Source organism: Paenibacillus sp. J31R120 (genome assembly GCF_056269225.1).
The window spans coordinates 181,440-202,575 of record NZ_JBWDNN010000007.1 but is presented as its reverse complement, the minus strand read 5'-3'; the positions used below and the strand labels follow the sequence as shown (position 1 = coordinate 202,575).

Genomic DNA, 21,136 nt, shown 5'->3' with positions numbered 1-21,136 from the left:
CTATGCGCCTGTGAGGCGGAATTGAACACTTGTATAATAGCAAACAGGTGTTAAGATCAATATATACAATAAGGCGAACTGCCACAATATATAAAACGCTTTCATTTGTACGTTAACAGACAAAACACGCTTGAGTGTTGAATACTTTTTTGTGGAAGGAAGAAATAGAAATGGCGGATAGGCGTATTGCGCGCAGCAAGGTGGCGCTCAGGGACGCGCTTCTGACTCTCATGTCGGAGAAGAGCTTCTCGGCTATCACGATTACGGAGATCGTGGAGCGGGCCAATTATAACCGGGGGACATTCTACACCCACTACGAGAACAAGGAAGGGCTGCTCGACGAGGTTATCTCGGAGCTGATCGACGAGCTGATCGAGTCGTTCCGGGCTCCGTATGGCGATCTGGATGTGTTCCGCGTCGATGAGCTGACGGCCAACTCGGTGAAGATTTTCGAGCATATTCACGAACGCGCTGCGGTCTATACGGTTCTCTTCCATAGCGATGTGCTGCCGGTTATTAAGGAGAAGATGTTCGGCGCGATCAAGAAGCTGTCCAGCGAGGAGCTGGAGCAGGAGACGGAGTCCATCAACCGCGAGCTGATGATGGTGTATAGCATCCATGCACTAATGGGCCTTGTGTTCCACTGGATCGAAGGTGGCTTTCAGTACACGCCTGCCTATATGCAGGATCAGTTGATCAAGATGATCAACTGGCGGCCGTCGGCGGCGAAGACGCATGTGAAGAAATAGATGAGTGTGCTGTTTTTTTAGAGCGGGTATTTAGGGGAAGGCTTGTGTTCTGGATTATTGGAATAGGCTTTGCCTGACTACATAGACTAAGGGTTGGATATACAGGATGGATGAGGGGCGGAAGTGCTGGGATGAGGGTGGTGTGCAACTCCTTGCTCGTGATGCAGCGTCCGGGGCCGCTACTCGCTTTCTTCACGTCACTTGCTTACGAAATGTTTTCTTCACAGAAAAGGGCCTGTTCTGCTATGCTGGAAGAAGTCGAATAAGCACTTATACTCTCGAAGAATAGGAAGCGAATCAGCTATGTATTGTGTATGTAAACCGTGTATTGAGAAGGCATTAGAGCGTTTTGTAGACGAATACGAAGATGCGCCGGATGTGGTCGATCTGAAGGAGACGCAATTCGCGGACTGGGACCCGCCGCGCAAATGTGATTTCTGTGAGGATGCTGCGGCGTTCTTGGTGGTATAGCGTGACGGGAAAGATGAAGACAGCTGGAGGGATGGAGCAGACTAGCTGCTTGTAAAGGCGAGAGAGATCGTCTGCCCACTTCTGTTAGTGTACAAAAAAATAGGTAGAGGGATGGCCTCATATGCATATTCAGATAGCGTCCGTCGGGAAGCTGAAGGAGAAGTACTTGACGCTTGGCATCGCGGAATATGCCAAGCGGCTTGGGCCTTACGTGAAGCTTACGCTCACGGAAGTGCCTGATGAGAAGGCGCCGGAGACGATGAGTCCGGCGGAGGAGCTTCAAGTGCGAGAGCGTGAGGGGGAGCGGCTTCTGGCGCAGCTGAAGCCGGACGCCCACGTCATCGCGCTCGCGCTCGATGGGGAGCTCTGGTCCAGCGAAGATCTCGCGGACCAGCTTGATAAGTTAGCCACGTATGGGCGCAGCCACGTGGCTTTTGTTATTGGAGGGAGCAATGGCCTTGCTCCCTCTGTACTTAAGCGCGCCCAGCAGAAGCTTAGCTTTGGGCGGATGACTTTGCCGCACCAGTTGATGCGCTTGGTGCTGGTGGAGCAGGTTTATAGGGCGGTGAAGATTAATCGGGGGGAACCGTATCACAAGTAGGGCGAAAATTATGGGTTTTAAATGGAACCTCTTCGAAAAATTCGGAGAGGTTCCTTGCTAAAATAGAAAGCCGACATCCGCTCCCAACCAATTGCAACGGCTTATTGCATAGAGTTAGTTGCCTTGCGCTGTTTTAGCATCCCGGGTGTGATCCCGCTTTCTGCCTAATGTTTTCTCTAGCTTTTCCGCTGCTTCGTCAGCTGATTTGGAACCGAATGGACATCGAGGAAAGCCTCTCTCAATGACGATTCATTCTGGGAACATACTAGCCCATTATCTATGTTATAATTTTATTGGATAAATGACTTTATACAATAAAGATAGGGGCTGTCAGCTTGGTGGTTGTTTTGGTGGACTTGATAGAGATGACGCGAAGATCAATTGTGGGGTTGTACCCTCTACAAGATTCGAAAAATACGGCATGTCTGGATGAAAAGGAGTAGATGTGCTTGCCTAATCGTGTTTTTTGTGAAGATATAGAACAAATCATTTCCGATCCGCATCTGCCGTGGCACGAAATGTCAAATAAATCAGTACTTATTACCGGTGCGACCGGGTTAATTGGTACAGCACTGGCTTTTGCGCTAAGCGCAGCCAGTCAAAAATATCAGCTTAATCTTAGTCTAATCGGGAACGGAAGAGACAGTGTTAAGGGAGAAAGGTTGACGAAAGACTGCGGACTAGATGCGTTTATTAGTGGTGATATTCGTCGCCCTTTAACGATGGAAGCCCTCCCCGGCAAACTGGACTATATCTTCCACTGCGCAGCAATTACCAGATCGGCAGATATGGTGGCGAAACCGGTTGATGTAATAACCACAGCGGTCGATGGCACAAGAAACATATTGGAGCTTGCCAAAGAGCGAGACTCTAAAAGTGTCGTCTACCTGTCATCAATGGAGGTCTATGGACAGAATTTACATGGACAGGTGCAGGAGGCAGACTTGGGGTATTTGGATTTATATAACCCGCGCAGCAGCTATTCTGAAAGTAAACGGCTATGTGAGAGCTTGTGTACTGCTTATGCCGTGCAGTACGGACTTCCGGTAAAAGTAGCACGATTGGCGCAAGTTTTTGGCGCTGGGACCCCGAAAGACGATACGCGGGTGTTCGCTCAATTTGCACGTAGTGCGATGGCGGGAGAAAATATAATTTTGCATACTGAGGGGAAAACTAGAGGGAATTACTGCTACTTAGCTGACGCTGTACGCGGGTTGCTTTCGCTCTTATTGAGGGGTCTTAATGGACAAGCCTACAATATTGCAAACCAAGAGGCAAGCACAACCATCCGGGAAATGGCGGAAATGGTTGCAAGCGAAATTTGTCAAGGCAGAATAAAAACAGTTGTCGAGATACCCAGCGACATTGCAAAACGCGGTTACGCGCCTGAAGTCGGTTTTAGGCTCAATGCAGATAAGCTGAAGTCATTAGGCTGGCGGCCGCAATACGGGTTGGCTGATATGTATAGACGAATGATTCTGGATTGGCAGGGGAAATAAATGCGGAAATTACATCAGAAAACAATATTTGAGTTGTTGGAGACTCTAAATGAAGCGCACGACGTGCTAAGCAAGCAAACCGCACCGGAGATAGTGCGGAATTTGCTTGCTGATTGTCAGGAATTTGCCGTGCAGATTGGACAATACATCGAGAACATTGAGGGCGAAGGAACCCAGACTGTCGCCTTACTCGAAGAATACTGCGAGTTGTTGTACCGGGCGAGCATAGACAACAATGATCGGGAAATAGTAAAGGAGCTCAAACAACAGCTTGTGAAGATTAAGAATTCGGTTGAAAGTGAGTTGAAGCCGAACAAGATTGAAGTCGTATTCTTCCCTTACCAGCTCAGTATGTTCGATGCGTTAGAAAGTGTATATTTGGCCGCGAAGGAAGATCCGCAATGTGACGTATATTGCGTGCCTATTCCTTATTTTTCGAGGAATCCCGATGGTTCGGTGAAAGAAGTGCATTACGACGGCGGTTTGTATCCTGACTATGTTGAAGTTACAAATTGGCGTGACTATGATGTTGCAAGCCGTAGGCCGGACGTGATCTTTATACACAATCCTTATGACGAGACTAACATTGTTACGTCTGTTCACCCCGATTATTATAGTGAGAAGTTGTGTAAACTGACGGAGCTGTTGGTTTATATTCCGTATTTTGTGACCGATAAAGTACAAGAACACTTTTGTTTTAATAGTGGAACGATATATGCTCATAAAACAATTGTGCCAAATGATCTGGAACAGAAAAGGTATATTAATTTTTTCAAGAAAAATGAAGTAGCACGCAATTTATCGGGTAAAATCGGCGATAGCAAGAAAAAGTTCGTAGCGCTCGGATCGCCGAAGTTCGATAAAGTAATACAAATGAAACGTGAAGAGTATGGATTGACGGATGAATGGCGAGATTTAATTGAAGACGCGAACGGTACTCGCAAAAAGGTTGTCTTTTATAACGCGAGCTTAGCGGAAATTTTACAATTCGGAGAGCAGTTTCTAAAAAAATTACGTTCGGTCTTGGATGTTTTCAAACATCGCGATGATTTTGTTTTGTGGTGGAGGCCGCACCCGCTTTCTATGGCGACATTTGACAGCATGCGTTTGGGAATGGCGGATGAATACAGGGAGATTATAAAGGAGTATAGGCGCGAGGCTTCGGGCATTTATGATGACACGACAGACTTGTACAGAGCCATCGCATGGAGCGATGCCTATTATGGGTGGGGCGGCTCATCGGTAGCCCTTTTATACGGAGCAACGCTTAAACCAATGATGGCTGTGCACACCTGCGATAATCTTTCTGTGGCAGAGGGCAAAGGTGACTTCAACGAGAAGTTGCTTCATTTCACGAAATGTTTGAACATGTATCTGTCCGGAAGTCCAGTATATAGGGATATGCCGCTATTTGGTTTTTTCTTTAATGACGCAAACCAATATGATTTATGGAATTTCTTGCAGTACATTACCCATATAGAGGATTACGAGAATACCGTTGAATGGAATTCTCTTCTGAAAACGGCCTATAAAAGATTCGGGGTTTCGGCAAACGAAAGAAGCGGAGATAAAATTATCCACTACGTGAAAGAAGAATTAAAGTTATAACGGTCCGGACCCCAAATCCTAGAGATATCCTTAACTACCTTGACTCATTCAGAAAAAAGCATGGAGGCTTGCGACTCAAGCCCCATGCTTTTTTCGGTTGTTGTGAAAATAGGAGAGGAGCTTCATCTAGGGAGGCAGGCTCGTAATTGCTAAACAAAACCTTACCAGCACGCGCACGCTATGAAACGATTCATTGTACGCATTCAAGTCGGGTATTAGTTAGGAATTCGCTCATGCAGTTATTTCCATTGTGTTCGATATTAAAAGTGATGGCTTAATAACCGATAAAGTAAGCAAGAGTTTTTTTACTTCGAGATTTACTCGGCGCAAGATAGTAGAAAGTGGGTAAGCTTGACGATATATTGAGGGGAATGCGAGATTTATCTTTAGATGGATATAGAGAGAATACGGAAAATCCGCGTTTTACAAGGTGCTGCCAATATCATTCAAACGCGAAAAACATCTAGCCATCTATACATCATAAGCCTCAAGATTACAGTTCAAATACCACTATCAGATTGGAAGAGTGAGATTATGATAACTGCATTGATTTTTGCTGGCGGTACAGGGCAGCGTATGAATTCTGCTTCGAAGCCTAAGCAGTTTCTAGAACTACATGGTAAGCCTATCATTATGTATACCATTGAACATTTTGAGTGGCACCCCGAGATTGATAATATCATAGTTGTTTGCCTAGAGAGTTGGATTAAAGAGTTGAAACGCTTTTTGAAATTATACGATATCCGCAAGGTTTCTAAAATTATAGCCGGCGGGATCAGTGGTGATCAGTCCATTTATAATGGGCTTAAAGCTATGAGAGGCTCGCATGCTTCCGATGATATTGTGTTAATTCACGACGGTGTCCGTCCTTTGATAAACGAGAATCTAATTTCTGCAAACATTGCAACCGCAAAGCGTTGCGGCAACGCGATAACCTGTGAAGCTACATTTGAAAGCATTATACAAAGCAGTAATGGCAATGAGATTGATAACATACCTAAAAGGAGCGAGATGTTTGTTGCCAAAGCGCCTCAAACGTTTAGGTACGGGGATATATGGGACATGTATCAACAGGCGCAGAATGACGGGCAGACTCCGCTTGATTCAGCACATTTATGCAGCTTATATGGGGTGAAACTGCACATAGTAAGAAGCACACCTAATAATATCAAGATTACTGCACCGCAGGACTATTATATTTTCAGAGCTTTACATGAAGCTATGGAAAATCGTCAAATATTGGGGGTATAAATATTTCCAATATGCACTGCCGTACTATTTTTGAGGCAAAGAAATGGAGGATTTATGAACCAACACTTAGTGTCAATCGTGCTTCCGGTCTATAACGGTGCACGTTTTCTCTGCCAATCAGTGGACAGCATACTTTCGCAAACGTACACAAACTTCGAATTGATAATAGTTGATGATTGCAGTACAGATGAGACGCCCGGAATTATAGAGGAGTATGCCAGGAAGGATAGACGCGTTCGAACAATACGCCATTCCCAAAATCAATATTTGCCTCAAGCCTTAAATACAGGATTTGATGCAGCAAAAGGTGTCTTTTTTACATGGACAAGCGATGACAACATCTATAAGCCGAATGCCATCAAACATTTGGTTGATGTATTGGTACAACGACACGATGTAGACCTTGTATATGGAAACGAAAGCATTATAGATGATGCTGGACACGTAATCGAGAAAAGCAATGCCATTGCGTCGATCGGCAGCCCGGAGGAAATTCCTATCCTATCTTGTGTAGGCGGATATTTTCTATTTAGAAGTCAGGTCTATTTCGACGTAGGCGGTTATGAATCCAAGTGGTTCCTGGTAGAAGATTGGCAGTTTTGGTTAAAATCGTACAACGCGGGGAAGAAGTTTGTAAGAACCGAGGAAAACCATTATCTTTATCGAGATAATACGACTTCGTTATCCATGACAAAAGCTCGCGAAGTGCAAGAGCGGTGTCTGGAATTATCGTTAGAAAATCTGAGCAAGCATAAGCGTACATATACCTATGAAATCGCGATGCGAGCTTATTTGAAATGTGTGGGCTTTGCTTATCGGTTGAATGATAAGAAAGCTGCAATAGCATGTTTAGACTTGGCAAAAGAAATAAATAGGGACGCGCTTTCATGGTTGAAACCTGAAATAGTAGAATGGCTGGAGGAAGGTTAAGCGCGCGGGCGAAATATTAGGCCGAAGCTGGCATCGAATATCTTTGAGTGTGCCTTTCCAGCGGCTCTTGGCGATTATTTTACTTGGACAAGTGATGATAATATCTACAAACCCAATGCGATTACACACTTCGTTACAATGTTATCCTCGGACACCGAAGCGGATGTTGTCTATGGCAACGAAGCTGCAATAGACGAAGCAGGTAATGTCATTCCAGGCTACGAAATGGATACTCCCGAAGTAATTCTCATACTGTCCTGTATCGGTGGTTACTTTATGTTTAAGAAACAGGTCTATTTTGATGTTGGTGGTTATGAATCTGAATGGTTCTTAGTTGAAGACTGGCAGTTTTGGCTGAAAGCTTATAATGCGGAATGCAAATTCGTGAAGACAGAGGAATGCAATTACTTATATCGACATAGTACAACATCTCTGACGGCAACTAAACAACAATTGATCGTTGCTAAAGCCATTGAGCTATCCTTACGAAATCTTGTTATAAACCGATCTAAGTATTCCGATATAATAGTGATGCGTGTTTATTTAAAGAATATTCGCCGCTGTCAAATCGTTAACGATAGGGATAAAGCCTATGAATGTTTAGACCTAGCTCAGTCAATCAGGTCTGACGCTGTCAACTATCTAAACTAAGAACTAGTAAATTGGTTGGAGGGGAAATAATGCATTCGTTATCAAAGGAACAGATCTATCAGTTAGTCGATGATTTTAAAGCTTCTCCTGAAAATAAACCCATCATTTTATTTGGAGCGGGTCAAATCGGGAGCGAGGCCGTCAAGTACTGCCTGGATAATGGAATACACATCACCTGCATTGCAGACAATAATGCTGAATTATGGGGTCAAAGCATAAGTGGGATTGAAATTGTATCGCCGGACACGATAGAATGGCACAAGCCGTTTTTGATTATAATGTCCGCTAATTTCTATAACGAAATGGCATTACAACTGAGTGGATACGGTTTGAACAACTATCTCTCGTACTTCATGTTTAAAGGCCGATATAACTTTGTGCAGGGCGAATATCCAGAAGCCAGCTCGGTACAACGGGCTTTAAACTGGATGATTCAAAATCAACAGGAAAATGGCGGTGTTTCTGTTTTTCGGGGTTCTGTTTACGAGTACCCTGAAGTTACCGGCTATATCATTCCGACAATGCTTTCCTATGGTTTGAAGGAAGAAGCTTTGGCTATGGCACACTATCTGGACTCAGTCATAAACGATAACGGCACATTCAATGCGGCCGGTTCAGACCGTGCCTATCTATTTGATACGGCGCAAGCTCTTCGCGGTCTTAACGCCATACAGAAGGTTACAAACAAATATTACGACATACAAATCAAAGCGGCGGAACATTTGTTTTCTGCTTTGAAAGACAACGACGGTATTTTTCCAAAAAGCTATGAAGACGATCCAATTGTTCCTGAACCGATCTTGCTCTTTGGGCTGCCGCCAATGCTGGAATATGCTCAACTTATTAATGATTTTGAAAAAATTCAGCTTGTTCATGCTTCGGTTAAACGATATCTAGCTGACCCGAATGTTCTTTCGCATAAAACGCTTACGCATTTTTTAGCGTATCAAATTGACAGTCTTATCGATCTTGGGTATGAAAAGGAAGTAAAGGACATTATCGAGAAACTGCTTGTTTCGCAAAGAAACGACGGCTCCATTCCTGCCTATAACGGTGTTGACTGGGTATGTATCACAGGCTGCTCGCAAATCGCGATATGTTTGTACAAGCTTGGCAGACGCGAACCGGCAGATAAGTTAATGGCGTGGGTTGAGAATAATATGGAATCCGACGGCGGTTTCTTAGGCAGTGTAGGCAATGGTGCTGACTATTTTGCAGATCGTGAGATCGCATGGGCGACAAAGTTCTATCTGGACGCATATAAACTGATGATTAAAGCGCATTTTGATGATGAATTTGCTCCAAACGCTCCCTCTGAAATTGATGAGGACGATGCTGAAGTTACACAAGTAATTAGTGAAATTATAAATGGCAATAGTGTTTTGGAAGTAGGCTGCGGCAAAGGGAGAATTTTAAAACGCATCCACGAAAAATTACCGGACTGTAAATTGCATGGCATAGACATTTCCCCTGTTATGCTTTCAGCTGTGCCGGAATATGTGAAAACTACGGTCGGCGAGATTGAGTTTTTGCCTTACGGTGATAATTCATTCGACGTGGTATATGCTGTGGAATGCATTGAACATTCGCCTAATCTGAAAGCTGCGGTAAACGAGCTGGTGAGAGTATGCAAGCCAGGAGGCAAAGTAATAATCATTGATAAGCAAATGTCGGGTTGGGGGAGATTTTCAACGCCACCATGGGAGCGTTGGCCGGATAGAGCCGTTTTGGAGTCACTATTGCAGAAGAAATGTAATGATGTTAATTCGTATGCTCTTAGAAATAAGGGGCATGATGAGCGAGACGATTTGTTTATAAAATGGATGGGGGTCAAACATATTATTTCAGAGAAGGTTAAAAAGGTTGTTTTTTTTGGAGCGGGTGGCACAGGGCGGTTAGGTTTGTATTATGCTGAACGTTCAGGAATGAAGATCGACTTAATCGTCGACAATAATAGCAAGTTATGGGGAAGCTGCTTGTGCGGAGTTGAAATTTCTTCGCCGAATGTCTTATTGGATAAAGACAAATATACTGTCATCATTACGGTTGGTTATGAATTCTTAGGTGCGGTAAAAGAACAATTAAGTTCCATGGGATTAACTGAAGATGCCGACTTTTTTGAATTCCATAAAGTCTTTTTGCAAGGCTATAGCGGATTCGGGGCTGCATCAGGCGTTTTGGATATGAATTCTGAATTTGAACTGATAAAAACAGGTGCAACTAATAAATTAGTCGTTAATTTGAATGATCGATGTGTGTATCGTCTAATCAATGACAATATTGCTGGACAATTTATCGAGATTTATAACAAATGCAAGGATTATGGTATCTTCGATAAGTTTGTAACGAAGACAGAAATGTCGGATGTGAAAATTGCGCAGGGATATTCTTGCAGTTTCAAACATGAATATATTCCATTGTTTACCTACGCAGTTGAGTGGTCGCCAAGGATGTTTTATGATTATACGCTGTTCATGATTGATTTCCTCGCTGAAATCGACAATATTGGCTTGGGTTGGTTAGACGGGCATGCGTTTAACGCGACTTTCCATAACGGTAAGTTTGAGTTTTTCGATTTTGACGCAATCAGGACAGGCAATACAACATATTTTTTTATACAGGAATTTATTAATGCTCATCTGGTGATTTTGTTGATGATGTCTGAAAATTTGATGGACAAAGCTTATCTATATTTGAATAATCCTGGGCAAAAGCTCTCGATTAACGATATTGCAGGATATTTATCGGCAGATACCTTAAGCGAGTATAAGGATATGTTTAAGGAATGCTATGAATCTGCGCTAGAAGGCAATATACAAAAATGCTGCCAAATTCTAAAGGATTATGTCTTGAATGTACAATTCAAGCAAATACTTCAGAGCGGTTGGAACGGTTACCAAAACGAGCTGTATGAAAAGAGTAATGAGGCCAAATGGTCAGATAAGCAAAGAACGGTTGTGGAAATGGTCCGTTCCGTTAAACCAAGAACGATGCTGGACTTGGCTGGGAATATGGGTTGGTACGGCTTTACTTTGCATGACGAGATGGAACGTTGCATTACGGCCGATTTAGATTATAACTGTGTCGATTTTGTCTACCAGATGGTTACCGACCAAAACGTTCAAAATGTGTATCCAGTTTATTTGAATTTAATTGCGCCAACACCGGCTTATTACAGAGATTTGCATATCGGGGACACGGCAATTGCCCCGTGGCGCAAGAGTGCGATTGAACGCTTCAATAGCGAAATGGTACTTGCTCTTGCGGTAATGCACCACCTCGCATTTGCGCAGCAACTGTCATATGCTGAGATTATAGGACAATTTGCGCTATATACGAGTAGATGGCTGATCATTGAATTTATCGAGCGGGAAGATAGTGTGGTTGCCCCTGCACTGAAAAACGGGGATTTTGAATGGTATACGAAGGAGAATTTCGAAACGGAGCTGTTAAAGTCATTCTCCATACTTGCCGTAAAGAATTCCGAGCCAACGCGTGTATTGTATCTTTGTGAGAAAAAATAAGAAACTATTGGGATAGCACGTTCGCAATCAGCCGAAGTACAATGGCAGGATGTGAGCGTGTTATTCCATTTAAGTTACGGGAAATCAGTTGATACCGAAGAGGAGTGTAAGATTTGATATGGAGGATTTACGACAGCGTACGCAAGTTTCGATTATTATTCCTATCCATAATGCCGAACAGTATCTTCGCCGCTGTCTTGATTCTGTAATGAATCAAACGCACGCCTGCTTGGAAGTATTGCTTATTGATGACGGGTCGACAGATAGAAGTAAATCAATTTGTGAGGAATATGTACGTCAGGATTGCCGGTTTCAGTATATATATCAGATGAATCAAGGCGCAGCTATTGCTCGCAATGCCGGAATAGATTGTGCGACAAGTGAATACGTAACCTTTCTAGATTCAGACGATAGTATGGAACCGGGGTTCGTTAAACAGGTACTGACGGAGATGCTTATGACTGGTTCGGATATAGGGCTTTGTGATATAAACTATGTGGATAATGAAACTGCCGAAAAGGAAGTATCAAGAATTAGATTTTATGGAAAGACAGCAAGCGCGAGCAAGACGAAAAGTATTTTTAATACCGTAAGGACATTTATTTGGGGGAAAATATACAAAAGAGAGCTGTTTAACAAGATAAGATTTCCTGATTTGAAATTTTTTGAGGATCTATCTATTGTGCCTTTTATGGCGGCAATTGCCAATCAAATCGTCTATATCCCCTTGCCGCTTATCAATTATTACAGAAACCGTAATGGTAGCCTCTCTGAGAACGCTTATAATATTGGTGAACTAATTAGGGCGTTAGATTTATTGGGCAGTTTCCTTCGCTCATCTAAGTTATATGATGATTTTACAGATAGCTATAAAAAAATGTGTATGGCACAGTTACGGTTTACCTATCGTAGATTCGGGAATAGTAAGCAAGAGAAAGTGCTTGAACAACTATGTAAGTTAAAGGAATATGTGTTAAATCTTTTCCCCCAGCTTTATCCATTAACCGAATGCAGTTTTTATACAGAGCGTGATAACCATTTGCTTGCACAAGCAATAGACAAGGCTGTCCTATATAACGATCAAATCGTCGACAATATAGAGGTTTCCAATTATGTCATTCGTTTTAGCGACTGCGTAACCGAGGGGGTTTCTCAACCTACCATCGCAATAAAACGTCCAGAGCATATGGATGAAGAAAGTGCGGCATATGACATTGCGGAAGAGATAATTATGGCATTTTCATAGTGACAGTCAACCAAGAAAGAAAATAAAAGTATGTGCACTGGGCAGGGAGGCTCAGCGGGACAATAAACTATACTAAGAAAGGTCCTCGGGTGACAGGGCTAAAAAGTCATACCACGCGCCGTGTGAAATTCAGGGATCGCCCTTCCTGTTTCTCACACGGTATTTTTTATTAGAACCTGCCGATATCGCAATGAGCGGACTTCCGGAACCGCGTCCGTACGCCGGGGCTATGATATCATTTTTTAGATTTCGCCTTATAGATGTTACGGTGAACCGTACCATAAGTAACGACGAAATGAATCGCTCCTTTTAAAATTGTATGTAATAAGACTTATAACGAAATTAAGTTATTGATATATTACGCCAAGGATATATTATGAAACAGTGCCTTAATAAAGGAGTTGTGTCAAATAAATAAGAATAAAAGTACAGAATCGAAACGCTCTTCAAAAGCAGAAAACATTCTACCACAGATCAATAGTAAAACTAAGCTAGGTGACTTACGAAAAATCGCGAAGGACATTAAAAAAGATCACGAACTAGCTATGGAACTTTGGTCAACCGAAGAGTTTTTGCCAAGACTATTAGCAATCTTAATTATGGATAAAAAACTTCTTTCACAAGAAGTTCTAAATGAGCTTGATAAGGATATGCAGACTCACACTTTTGATGAGCGAAATAACTTAATGGATTGGTTAATGGCTAATCAGCTCACCAAAGACAAGAAGACAATTGCATGGATGGAGTCATGGGAAAATAGCCCTTCTGCTCTTCATAGGCGGGCTTTCTGGTATTATCAAGCGCGATTGAGATGGACTGGACAAACACCGCCTGATAACACCGCAGACTTACTATCTACATTAGAAGCTAATATTACGCAGGAAGAACCGGAAGTTCAATGGGCTATGAATTTCCTCGCAGGCTGGATAGGCGTTTATGATGAAAAGAATCGTGCACGTTGTATTAAACTTGGTGAGAAAACGGGTCTTTATAAAGATGAAATGGTATCAAAGGGCTGTACCCCCAATTATTTGCCGGAGTTCATTGCGATTGAAGTTAACAAACGAAATAATAATTAGTTACCCCTGAACAAAAGATCTGAAAGTAAACTTCCAGATCCTTTTTGCTTGGAGGGTAATTTCAAAAGTTTTATCCGTAACAAAGTTTTCGTCTGTCGCAGTGGTTGCCCAAATCCCGCTTAATCGCGCGACCAGTCCCGCCGCAGCGAGAACATTTCCCTTAGCGCATCCGTCGACAGCTCGGTAATCCAGCCCTCCGAGCTGGAGATCACGTTGTCGCTTAGCTGCTGCTTGTTCTCCAGCATCTCGTCGATGCGTTCCTCAAGGGTACCGAGCGAGATGAATTTATGCACCTGCACGTCGCGCGTCTGGCCCATCCGGTAAGCGCGGTCGGTCGCCTGGTTCTCGACGGCCGGGTTCCACCAGCGGTCGAAGTGGAAGACATGGTTCGCCGCGGTTAAGTTAAGCCCGACGCCTCCTGCCTTGAGGGAGAGGATGAACACGTTCGGCTGCTCGGACGACGGAAGGTCGCGCGACTGGAACCGTTCGACCATTCGGTCCCGCTGCACCTTCGGCGTGCTGCCGTTCAAGTACAACACAGGTTCGCCCAGTTCGCGCTGCAGGACATCCTGAATCATTTTGCCCATGCCAATGTATTGCGTGAAGATGAGGCAGCGCTCGTCCGCCTCGCGCAACTCCTTGACCATCGCTAGTAGCCTCTCGAGCTTGGAGGAGCGGGCGACGATCGCCTCCGTATGTAGTGGGCCATCCCCCAGCACCGTTCCCGTATCCTCATCTAGTAGAGCCGGATGGTTGCATGCCTGCTTGAGACGTGTCAGCGCTCCGAGAATCGCGCCTTTGCGCTGGATGCCGTCGAGCTTCTTCAGCTTCTCGAGAAGCTCCTTGACACAATTGTCGTACAAGGCAGCTTGCTCGGAGGTAAGCGGAACATACGTCTTCATCTCGTTTTTGTCCGGCAGGTCGAGCTGGATGGCGGGATCCTTCTTTTTGCGCCGCAGCATGAAAGGTTTCACTAGCCGCTTTAGCTCAGCCGTTCGACGCCCGTCCTGTTCGCGCTCGATCGGGGTAGCGAAGCGGTCCTGAAATGCCTTGGCGGTCCCGAGGTAAGTGGGCACGGTAAAATCGTAGATCGACCATAGCTCCGCCAGCCGATTCTCGATCGGCGTTCCGGTGAGCGCAATGCGATGGAGCGCGGGAAAGCTCTTGACCGCCGCGGCCTGCCTGGTCCCGGCGTTTTTGATATTCTGTGCTTCATCCAAACAGACGGCTCCCCACTCGAAAGCGGCCAGCGTTTCCTGGTCGAGCGAGGCGGTAGCAAAGGAGGTCAGCACGACGTCAACGCTGCGTGCCTCGTTCCGGAACGCGTCGCCGCTCTTACGCCCGGAGCCGTAATGCATGGCCACCTGCAGCGATGGGGCAAAGCGGGAAATTTCCTTCTGCCAGTTGCCGAGTACCGACGTGGGGCAGACGATCAGCGAAGGGAGCCGAAGCCCATCGTCTGCCTGCTCCTTGGCGTGCAGTAGGTAGGCAATCAACTGAACCGTCTTGCCGAGGCCCATGTCGTCCGCGAGACAGGCCCCGAGCCCGAAGCGGCGGAGAAAAGCCAGCCAGGCGAACCCGTCCTGCTGGTAGCTGCGCAGCTCGGCACGCAGACCGGCCGGGGGATCGAGCCGAGGCCATTCGCTCTGCTGATTAATCTTGGCGAATAGCCCGGTCAGATGCGCGTTAAGCTCGACTTCGAGCTCAACGCGGGCGGCATCGGCCCCGAATGTCTCCGCGCTGGCGTCCGTCGCCCCGCCATCCGTCTCGCCCTGAGAGAGCAGATGCAATTGCAGCACATCCTGGAAGCTTAATCCCTGGCTCTTGTCCATGCCTTCCATCATGCGGCGGATCTGGGCGATCAACGCCGGGTCGAGCACGATCCAGCGGTCCCGGAACTTCACGAGACGCTCCCCTCGCGCAAGCAGCTCGTCGAACTCCTCCTCGTTCAGGTCGGCGTCGCCGATGGAGATGCGCCAGTTGAAGCTCATAATCGCATCCAGACCAAACAAAGACTTGCCGCCGCCTCGTTTTTTGGACTTGTCCTCCGACTGCACCGCTGCGCGCAGCCGTGGCTTCTTGCGGCTTGCGGCTTCCCACCATGCGGGCAGCAGGACCTGCCACCCGGCTTCGAGCAGCCGGCGGCTGTCCTCGTTCAGGAACCGCCAGGCCGCCTCGTCGTCAAGCGGCTTGCCGAGCACGTCCTCGCCGCGCGACAGCCGATCGTGCGGAAGGCTAACCCGCAGCCGTTGCAGCCAACCGTCCGAACGGCTCCGAATAGCTTCCGCCCATACGTCGGGCCACTTGCCTGCTACCGAGCCGTCGTCGCCGAGCCGCACTCTTCGGAGCTTAGCCGGATCGCTCTTGTCCTGCAGTACGAGCCGCAGCCGCCAGCGGGAGTGCTCGTCGCCCTCCCACGGTTCCATTAGCTGCAGCAGGGGGCGGAACGGCGCGACATCAGCCCTCCAGCCGATCTGCACAAGCCAGGTCTCGTCGTCGAGTCCCGCCGTAGCGGCCACCGCGTTCTCGCGCGCGAACAGAGCCGGGAACTCCCGGCGCAGATCTGCCTCGTCCGGCTCCGTACCGTAGAAGCGGCTCGTTACGGCCGCCGAGAAGGCCGCCATTAGCCCAGCGCGAGCCTCATCGCTCCAGCTGCCGCGCTTCAGGTCCAGTTCGTCGCGGCGCGCCTGTCCAAAGGCAGCGCAGACCGCAGCCGCATCCCAACTCCAGCGCAGGGAGCCTCTGCGGTAAGCCGCAAGGTCGGGCGCGTACAGCCCTTTCTCCAGGCACTCGCCCAAGAGCGGCGCCAATGCGGCCAAGCGCGCGGCATCGTCCTCCCACTTCCACTCGATATGCGCCGGGAGAAGCCCTGAGGTGAAGAAGGCAATGACATCTTCGGCGGGCAGCACGACGGCCTCGAGCTCCCCGACTTTGACGAGCGCAAGCTCGGTGCCATAGAAGGACGGTTCATGCCAGGCGAACAGGCGATGCTTCAGCTGGGGTCCGGTCCACTCCCGCAGCGAATCCGGGTCCGCGAAGAACAACGCGTCGCCATGCGACGTCAGCACCATTCGAACCGCGATGGTATCCAGGTTATAAGTAGTCGTCTTCGTCATGGCATTAGTCCTCCCCTCCGCAGCTCTTCCTGGAGGGCCCGCAATCGGCTATACCGGCTGGCAAATGTCTCGATGTACGCCTCCCACCGCTGCTCACGCTTCAGCTTCTTGTACAGCTTGGCCAGCCGTTTGAGCAGCTTGACCGCCCGCTTATAGCCGTCGCGGTTTTTTAACAACACGTATTTCTCCACGCCTTGGTGGTAAAAAGGCAGCAGCGCTTCCGGTGCCTCCTTCTCGATGGGCTGCAGATCCTTCGCTCGAAAGTCGAGCGGATCGCTGCCGAGGCTAAGCTGATAGTCGATCCACTGCCGGAAGCGGCCATAGTGCATCAGTTTCTCCTCGTACAAGCTGCTGCAGTAGGGAGGCAGGCTCGCAATCGCGCTCCACATTCGTTCCTCGGCCTCCGGCAGTCGCTTGACGACGGCATCCCAATAGTGACCATATTCACCAAGGCTGCCGGGACTGCGCCCAACTTGCTTGTTCACGCAATGGCTTAGCCAGGCTTCAAGCCGGGTCCATTCGTCATTCCCCTCCAGCTGGCGCAGGAAACGAAATACCTGCCCGGGCTCGAGTCCATGCCGCTCTGCCGCATCCAGCTGCCGCCAAGCCTCTTGATCCTCCCCCAGCCAGAAGCGCATCCAGGCGAGGGCGACGAGTGGGAAGAGCTTATTTTCCTTGCCGGATCCCTCGGCCAAATGCGCTAGCTCCTCCTGGAAGAGACGGGGACTGTCCGCAGCGGATGATACCAGGATCAGCCACAGCTCCACGTAGATATCCAGATAGGCTGGAGGGGACCATGCATTCACGGTTGCCGTATCACGAATATATGCAGCCGTCTCTAGTAGTCGCCCCTGTTGCTTGACCGCGATCTCTGGCGGCAAGTCGTTATGGAGTTGACTCTCGATGGCATGTAGCGTCTCGGATGCCGCCATCTGGGCGAAGTAGCCGGGGTGGCGACCGGTCAATTGCTTGCGGAGCAAGAACAGGCCGACGTTCAGTTCGAACAGCCAGGCTTCCTCGGGTGTGAACTCCGACATGAAGGGGCGCACCATGGCGCGGACCTCGGTGCCATAATTTATTTCGTACGGGGTGTTCGCCGCTTGCCGGGCGCAGCTGGCGATTAGATCCTGCCACTGGACAACGCTCAGCCCGATCGGTGAATTTGAATTCATTTTCGTCATGATGGCAGTTATTCCTTTCTGGAGCTTTGGCCGCTCATAAATCCGTTCTTTCATTATAACGATAAATGGTCACGACGGCATACAGCCCAAAGACCATTGATCTAGGACCCAATATAATGGGATTGAAGTTGGTTGTAAACCGTGTTACTCTAACAGCGGCAAACTCAAAATCTATGGTTTGCCATACATCTAACAATAGCCATTATTTTAGGTCGTGTCTGAAAACCCGTTCAGTGGCACCTTTCACCGCCTTTTCGCCCCCTGCTTCGTTCCGTTTGCTTGACGTACCCCCGGTACGCCTTCACAAACGCGCCTTGCATGGAACGAAAATTCGGCAAAATTTGCTGCCCTCTGAGTTCTCAGACACGCCCTAGTTATAAAGAAAGGTAATACTATGATAAAAGTCGATAACTTATCCTTCTCGTTTCCGCAAAAAGAACTATATAACAACATTTCATTTACGTTAGAAGAGGCACAGCATTGCGCTTTTATCGGGACAAGCGGCAGTGGGAAAAGTACGTTAATAGATATACTGATGGACCCGGAAAGATATCTTTATGACGGGAAATTAGAGATGGACCCCGATTGCACGATTGGATATGTGAGTCAGTTCCCAGAGCTTGACAACGCGAAAGAAATAACCGTTTTTGAATATATAGGAGAACCATTTATCAAGCTTCAACATGAAATTCAATCGATTTGCACGGAAATGGAAACCTCAACAGATATAGAACCGTTACTGGAAAGGTATCAATTCGCTTTAGACGCATTGGATGCTATTGGCGGGGATGATTTTGAAAGTAACATTCATAAGCAGCTAAACTTAGCAAACCTTATGAAGCGAAGAGATAGTAAGGTAGCCGATCTGAGCGGCGGGGAATTCAAACTTATTCAAGTGATGAAGGAAATGCTTAATCGTCCCGACTTAATGATTATGGACGAGCCCGATGTGTTTCTGGACTTCGAAAACCTAAATGCGCTTAAAAAACTTATTAATTCGTACAAAGGCATACTGCTGGTTGTTACGCACAACCGCTATCTATTGAATCATTGTTTCAACAAAATTATCCACCTTGAAAATAGGGAGATCCAGGAGTTTGATGGGCGATATATCGAGTATAACTTCTCATTGCTTCAGACAAAAATTGAGCTGCAAGAACTCGCGGTTGCTGAACAAGAGGAGATCGAGAGAAACGATACGATCATCAACAATCTTAGATTTATCGCAACTTATAATTCAGACGCTTCAAGAGGGAGAGCGTTAAAAGCTAGAGTTAGATTTCAAGAAAGACTGGAAGCGCGTCGAATTAAAGCGCCATTCGTTGAAATTAAACAACCGAATATCCGTTTTGGTATGGATCATGAAATGGAAGACACTATTGTTGTAAGTGTCCATAATTATAGTGTTGGCTTTGATGAGCCGCTGCTAGACAATATTAATTTTGAGATAAAATCTACGGATAAAGTAGCTATTATCGGTGCAAACGGTACCGGGAAAACGACTTTACTTCGAGATGTTTTCAAAAATAATCATCCTTCAATTGAAATCAATGCTGATGTTAAAGTAGCTTATTTATCTCAGTTTCAAGGTGAAATGCTAAAGGACGCTAATACAATATTAGAAGAATTTATCGATGCAGGGTTTAAAACTTACGATGAGATCGGATTGTATCTTTCAAGCTATGGCTTTGAAGGAGAAACCCTTGGTCAAAAGATAGAATCTCTATCTGGTGGAGAAAAAAATTTACTTCAACTGGCTAAGGTTTCTGCCAGTAAAGCAAACGTATTACTTCTTGATGAACCGACAAGCCATTTAGATACCTATACACAACTAGCACTGGAGAAAGCCATTGAAGAATATAAAGGTGCGATTCTCATGATTTCTCATGATTTCTATTCTGTTGTAAATGGAATGGATTATGTTTTAATTATTGACGATAAGACGATTAGAAAAATGACTTTGCCAACGTTTAGAGGGATGATTTATGATAGTCATTTTGATAAAGATTATTTAGAAGCGGAACAAAAGAAAAAATCAGTTGAAATGAAAATAGAATTGGCTCTGAAAAACACTGATTTTGAACTTGCAAAAGGATTGGTAGATGAGCTGGAAGAGCTGATTAAATGGCTTTAAATGACAACCCTCGAAGTGAAGCCAGTCCGCAATAAAACATGATGATGGTGAAACAATATCAACGTAGTAACCCAAACAAACCACTCCATTCCCGGAAGTGGTTTGTTTGAATTCTCCTTTGCACGGATCATGTATTCCATGCGACGCAGGACGTTGCCGCCATATCCCCCCAATTATAGGCAGTTTGATGATACAATAACGGGAAAAGATTACGGCGAGTATGGAGGGATGCGCATGGAAAATAACCCGAATCGAAACAAAGAGAATTCTCTTTCTAATTCCGAAGATAAGCAGGAACATGAGAATGACCACTCGTATACAGACGAGGAGTGGGACTTTGAGTCGGAAGAGGAGGACGACGAAGGGGGTTCATCAACCAGCCGACGGAAGTGGATCAGAAATATGATCATATTCCTGCTCGTGGCCGCTCTAGCCGTCAATATAGTGGCCTTCTTGCCGCAATTCTACAACATGAAGACGCTCCCCCTCTTGTTCGGGTCGAAGGAATTATCCAGCCAAGCTGAAATCCAAAGCTATAAAGAAGCGGTTGTTACCGTCCACACGGATAACGGCAAGGGCACCGGATTCCACATTAACGGCGGCTACATTGTGACCAACTATCACGTCATCGAAGATAACGGCTATATTATAGTGACATTCCCGGAGCAAAGTCAGAGCTATAAAGCGGAGCTGTCGGGCAGTGATCCCGATCTGGATATCGCCATACTGAAGGTGGACATCGGGGATCAACAGCTGCCGTTTATTGAAGTCGAGCGAGACAACAAGCAGTGGGAGCCTGATGAACAAATCTACGTGATTGGCAATCCGCTTCATTTCACGCAAATCGCCATCGAAGGCGCTATTATTGGCTTGGTCCCGATCCAAGGCCGCCAGACGCCGGTCATGGCTCTTGATGCGCCGGTCTATAACGGCAATAGCGGCTCTCCCGTCATTAACAAGCGTGGCAAAGCCATCGCCGTTGTATTCGCCACTGCCGTTGTCGGGCATCAAGACCAAATGATAGAGGCCGGTTTGGCCGTACCGATGGCCGACATGGAGACCCTGCTGCGGACTTCGCTGCCGCAAGCAGAATAAA

The 21,136-nt window shown here is 46.6% G+C and carries 15 protein-coding genes; 13 read left to right on the top strand and 2 right to left on the bottom strand.

All coding sequences use genetic code 11. The features are described 5' to 3' along the window. Nucleotides 1–170: 170 nt before the first annotated feature. From AC0YNW_RS22740 to AC0YNW_RS22690, 11 genes are all read left to right on the top strand, one after another. Nucleotides 171–749 (top strand): TetR/AcrR family transcriptional regulator, encoded by a 579-nt coding sequence (locus tag AC0YNW_RS22740; protein ID WP_475833897.1) that lies wholly within the window; start codon nucleotides 171–173, stop codon nucleotides 747–749. Between the two features lie 303 nt (nucleotides 750–1,052). Then, nucleotides 1,053–1,220: a CxxH/CxxC protein gene (locus AC0YNW_RS22735; RefSeq protein ID WP_119803563.1), complete on the top strand. Its 168-nt coding sequence runs from the start codon at nucleotides 1,053–1,055 to the stop codon at nucleotides 1,218–1,220. 121 nt (nucleotides 1,221–1,341) lie between these two features. Beyond that, complete coding sequence (gene rlmH, locus AC0YNW_RS22730; RefSeq protein ID WP_116048373.1) at nucleotides 1,342–1,821, top strand: 23S rRNA (pseudouridine(1915)-N(3))-methyltransferase RlmH; 480 nt, start codon at nucleotides 1,342–1,344, stop codon at nucleotides 1,819–1,821. A gap of 449 nt (nucleotides 1,822–2,270) precedes the next feature. Further along, on the top strand, nucleotides 2,271–3,320 hold the full coding sequence (locus AC0YNW_RS22725; RefSeq protein WP_475833896.1) for an NAD-dependent epimerase/dehydratase family protein: 1,050 nt from the start codon (nucleotides 2,271–2,273) through the stop codon (nucleotides 3,318–3,320). Next, a complete protein-coding gene (locus AC0YNW_RS22720; RefSeq protein WP_475833895.1) occupies nucleotides 3,321–4,928 on the top strand; it encodes a hypothetical protein in 1,608 nt (535 codons plus the stop codon). 390 nt (nucleotides 4,929–5,318) lie between these two features. Beyond that, on the top strand, nucleotides 5,319–6,179 hold the full coding sequence (locus AC0YNW_RS22715; RefSeq protein ID WP_475833894.1) for an IspD/TarI family cytidylyltransferase: 861 nt from the start codon (nucleotides 5,319–5,321) through the stop codon (nucleotides 6,177–6,179). A 54-nt stretch (nucleotides 6,180–6,233) separates the two neighbouring features. Then, the gene (locus tag AC0YNW_RS22710; RefSeq protein ID WP_475833893.1) at nucleotides 6,234–7,109 is read left to right on the top strand and encodes a glycosyltransferase family 2 protein; all 876 of its coding nucleotides are present in this window, start codon (nucleotides 6,234–6,236) and stop codon (nucleotides 7,107–7,109) included. A gap of 276 nt (nucleotides 7,110–7,385) precedes the next feature. Beyond that, a complete protein-coding gene (locus tag AC0YNW_RS22705) occupies nucleotides 7,386–7,760 on the top strand; it encodes a hypothetical protein (protein WP_475833892.1) in 375 nt (124 codons plus the stop codon). 29 nt (nucleotides 7,761–7,789) lie between these two features. Continuing rightward, nucleotides 7,790–11,284 carry a methyltransferase domain-containing protein gene (locus AC0YNW_RS22700; protein ID WP_475833891.1) on the top strand — a complete coding sequence of 1,165 codons (3,495 nt, stop codon included), beginning with the start codon at nucleotides 7,790–7,792 and terminating at the stop codon, nucleotides 11,282–11,284. 118 nt (nucleotides 11,285–11,402) lie between these two features. Further along, the gene (locus AC0YNW_RS22695) at nucleotides 11,403–12,530 is read left to right on the top strand and encodes a glycosyltransferase family 2 protein (protein WP_475833890.1); all 1,128 of its coding nucleotides are present in this window, start codon (nucleotides 11,403–11,405) and stop codon (nucleotides 12,528–12,530) included. A gap of 410 nt (nucleotides 12,531–12,940) precedes the next feature. After that, nucleotides 12,941–13,609: a DNA alkylation repair protein gene (locus tag AC0YNW_RS22690; protein WP_475833931.1), complete on the top strand. Its 669-nt coding sequence runs from the start codon at nucleotides 12,941–12,943 to the stop codon at nucleotides 13,607–13,609. A gap of 119 nt (nucleotides 13,610–13,728) precedes the next feature. Here the strand turns inward: AC0YNW_RS22690 and AC0YNW_RS22685 are convergent, their stop codons facing one another. Together AC0YNW_RS22685 and AC0YNW_RS22680 are read right to left on the bottom strand one after the other, a co-directional pair. Continuing rightward, nucleotides 13,729–16,725: a DEAD/DEAH box helicase gene (locus AC0YNW_RS22685; RefSeq protein ID WP_475833889.1), complete on the bottom strand. Its 2,997-nt coding sequence runs from the start codon at nucleotides 16,723–16,725 to the stop codon at nucleotides 13,729–13,731. Further along, nucleotides 16,722–17,906, bottom strand: coding sequence for a hypothetical protein (locus AC0YNW_RS22680; RefSeq protein ID WP_475833888.1), 1,185 nt, complete (start codon nucleotides 17,904–17,906; stop codon nucleotides 16,722–16,724). Before AC0YNW_RS22680 ends, AC0YNW_RS22685 begins: the two co-directional genes overlap by 4 nt. A 394-nt stretch (nucleotides 17,907–18,300) precedes the next feature. Here AC0YNW_RS22680 and AC0YNW_RS22675 point away from each other — a divergent pair, with 394 nt between their 5' ends. Together AC0YNW_RS22675 and AC0YNW_RS22670 are read left to right on the top strand one after the other, a co-directional pair. Further along, nucleotides 18,301–20,040, top strand: coding sequence for an ABC-F family ATP-binding cassette domain-containing protein (locus AC0YNW_RS22675; protein WP_475833887.1), 1,740 nt, complete (start codon nucleotides 18,301–18,303; stop codon nucleotides 20,038–20,040). Between the two features lie 234 nt (nucleotides 20,041–20,274). Beyond that, nucleotides 20,275–21,135, top strand: a complete 861-nt coding sequence (locus AC0YNW_RS22670) for a S1 family peptidase (protein ID WP_475833886.1) — start codon at nucleotides 20,275–20,277, stop codon at nucleotides 21,133–21,135. Nucleotide 21,136 lies beyond the last annotated feature (1 nt).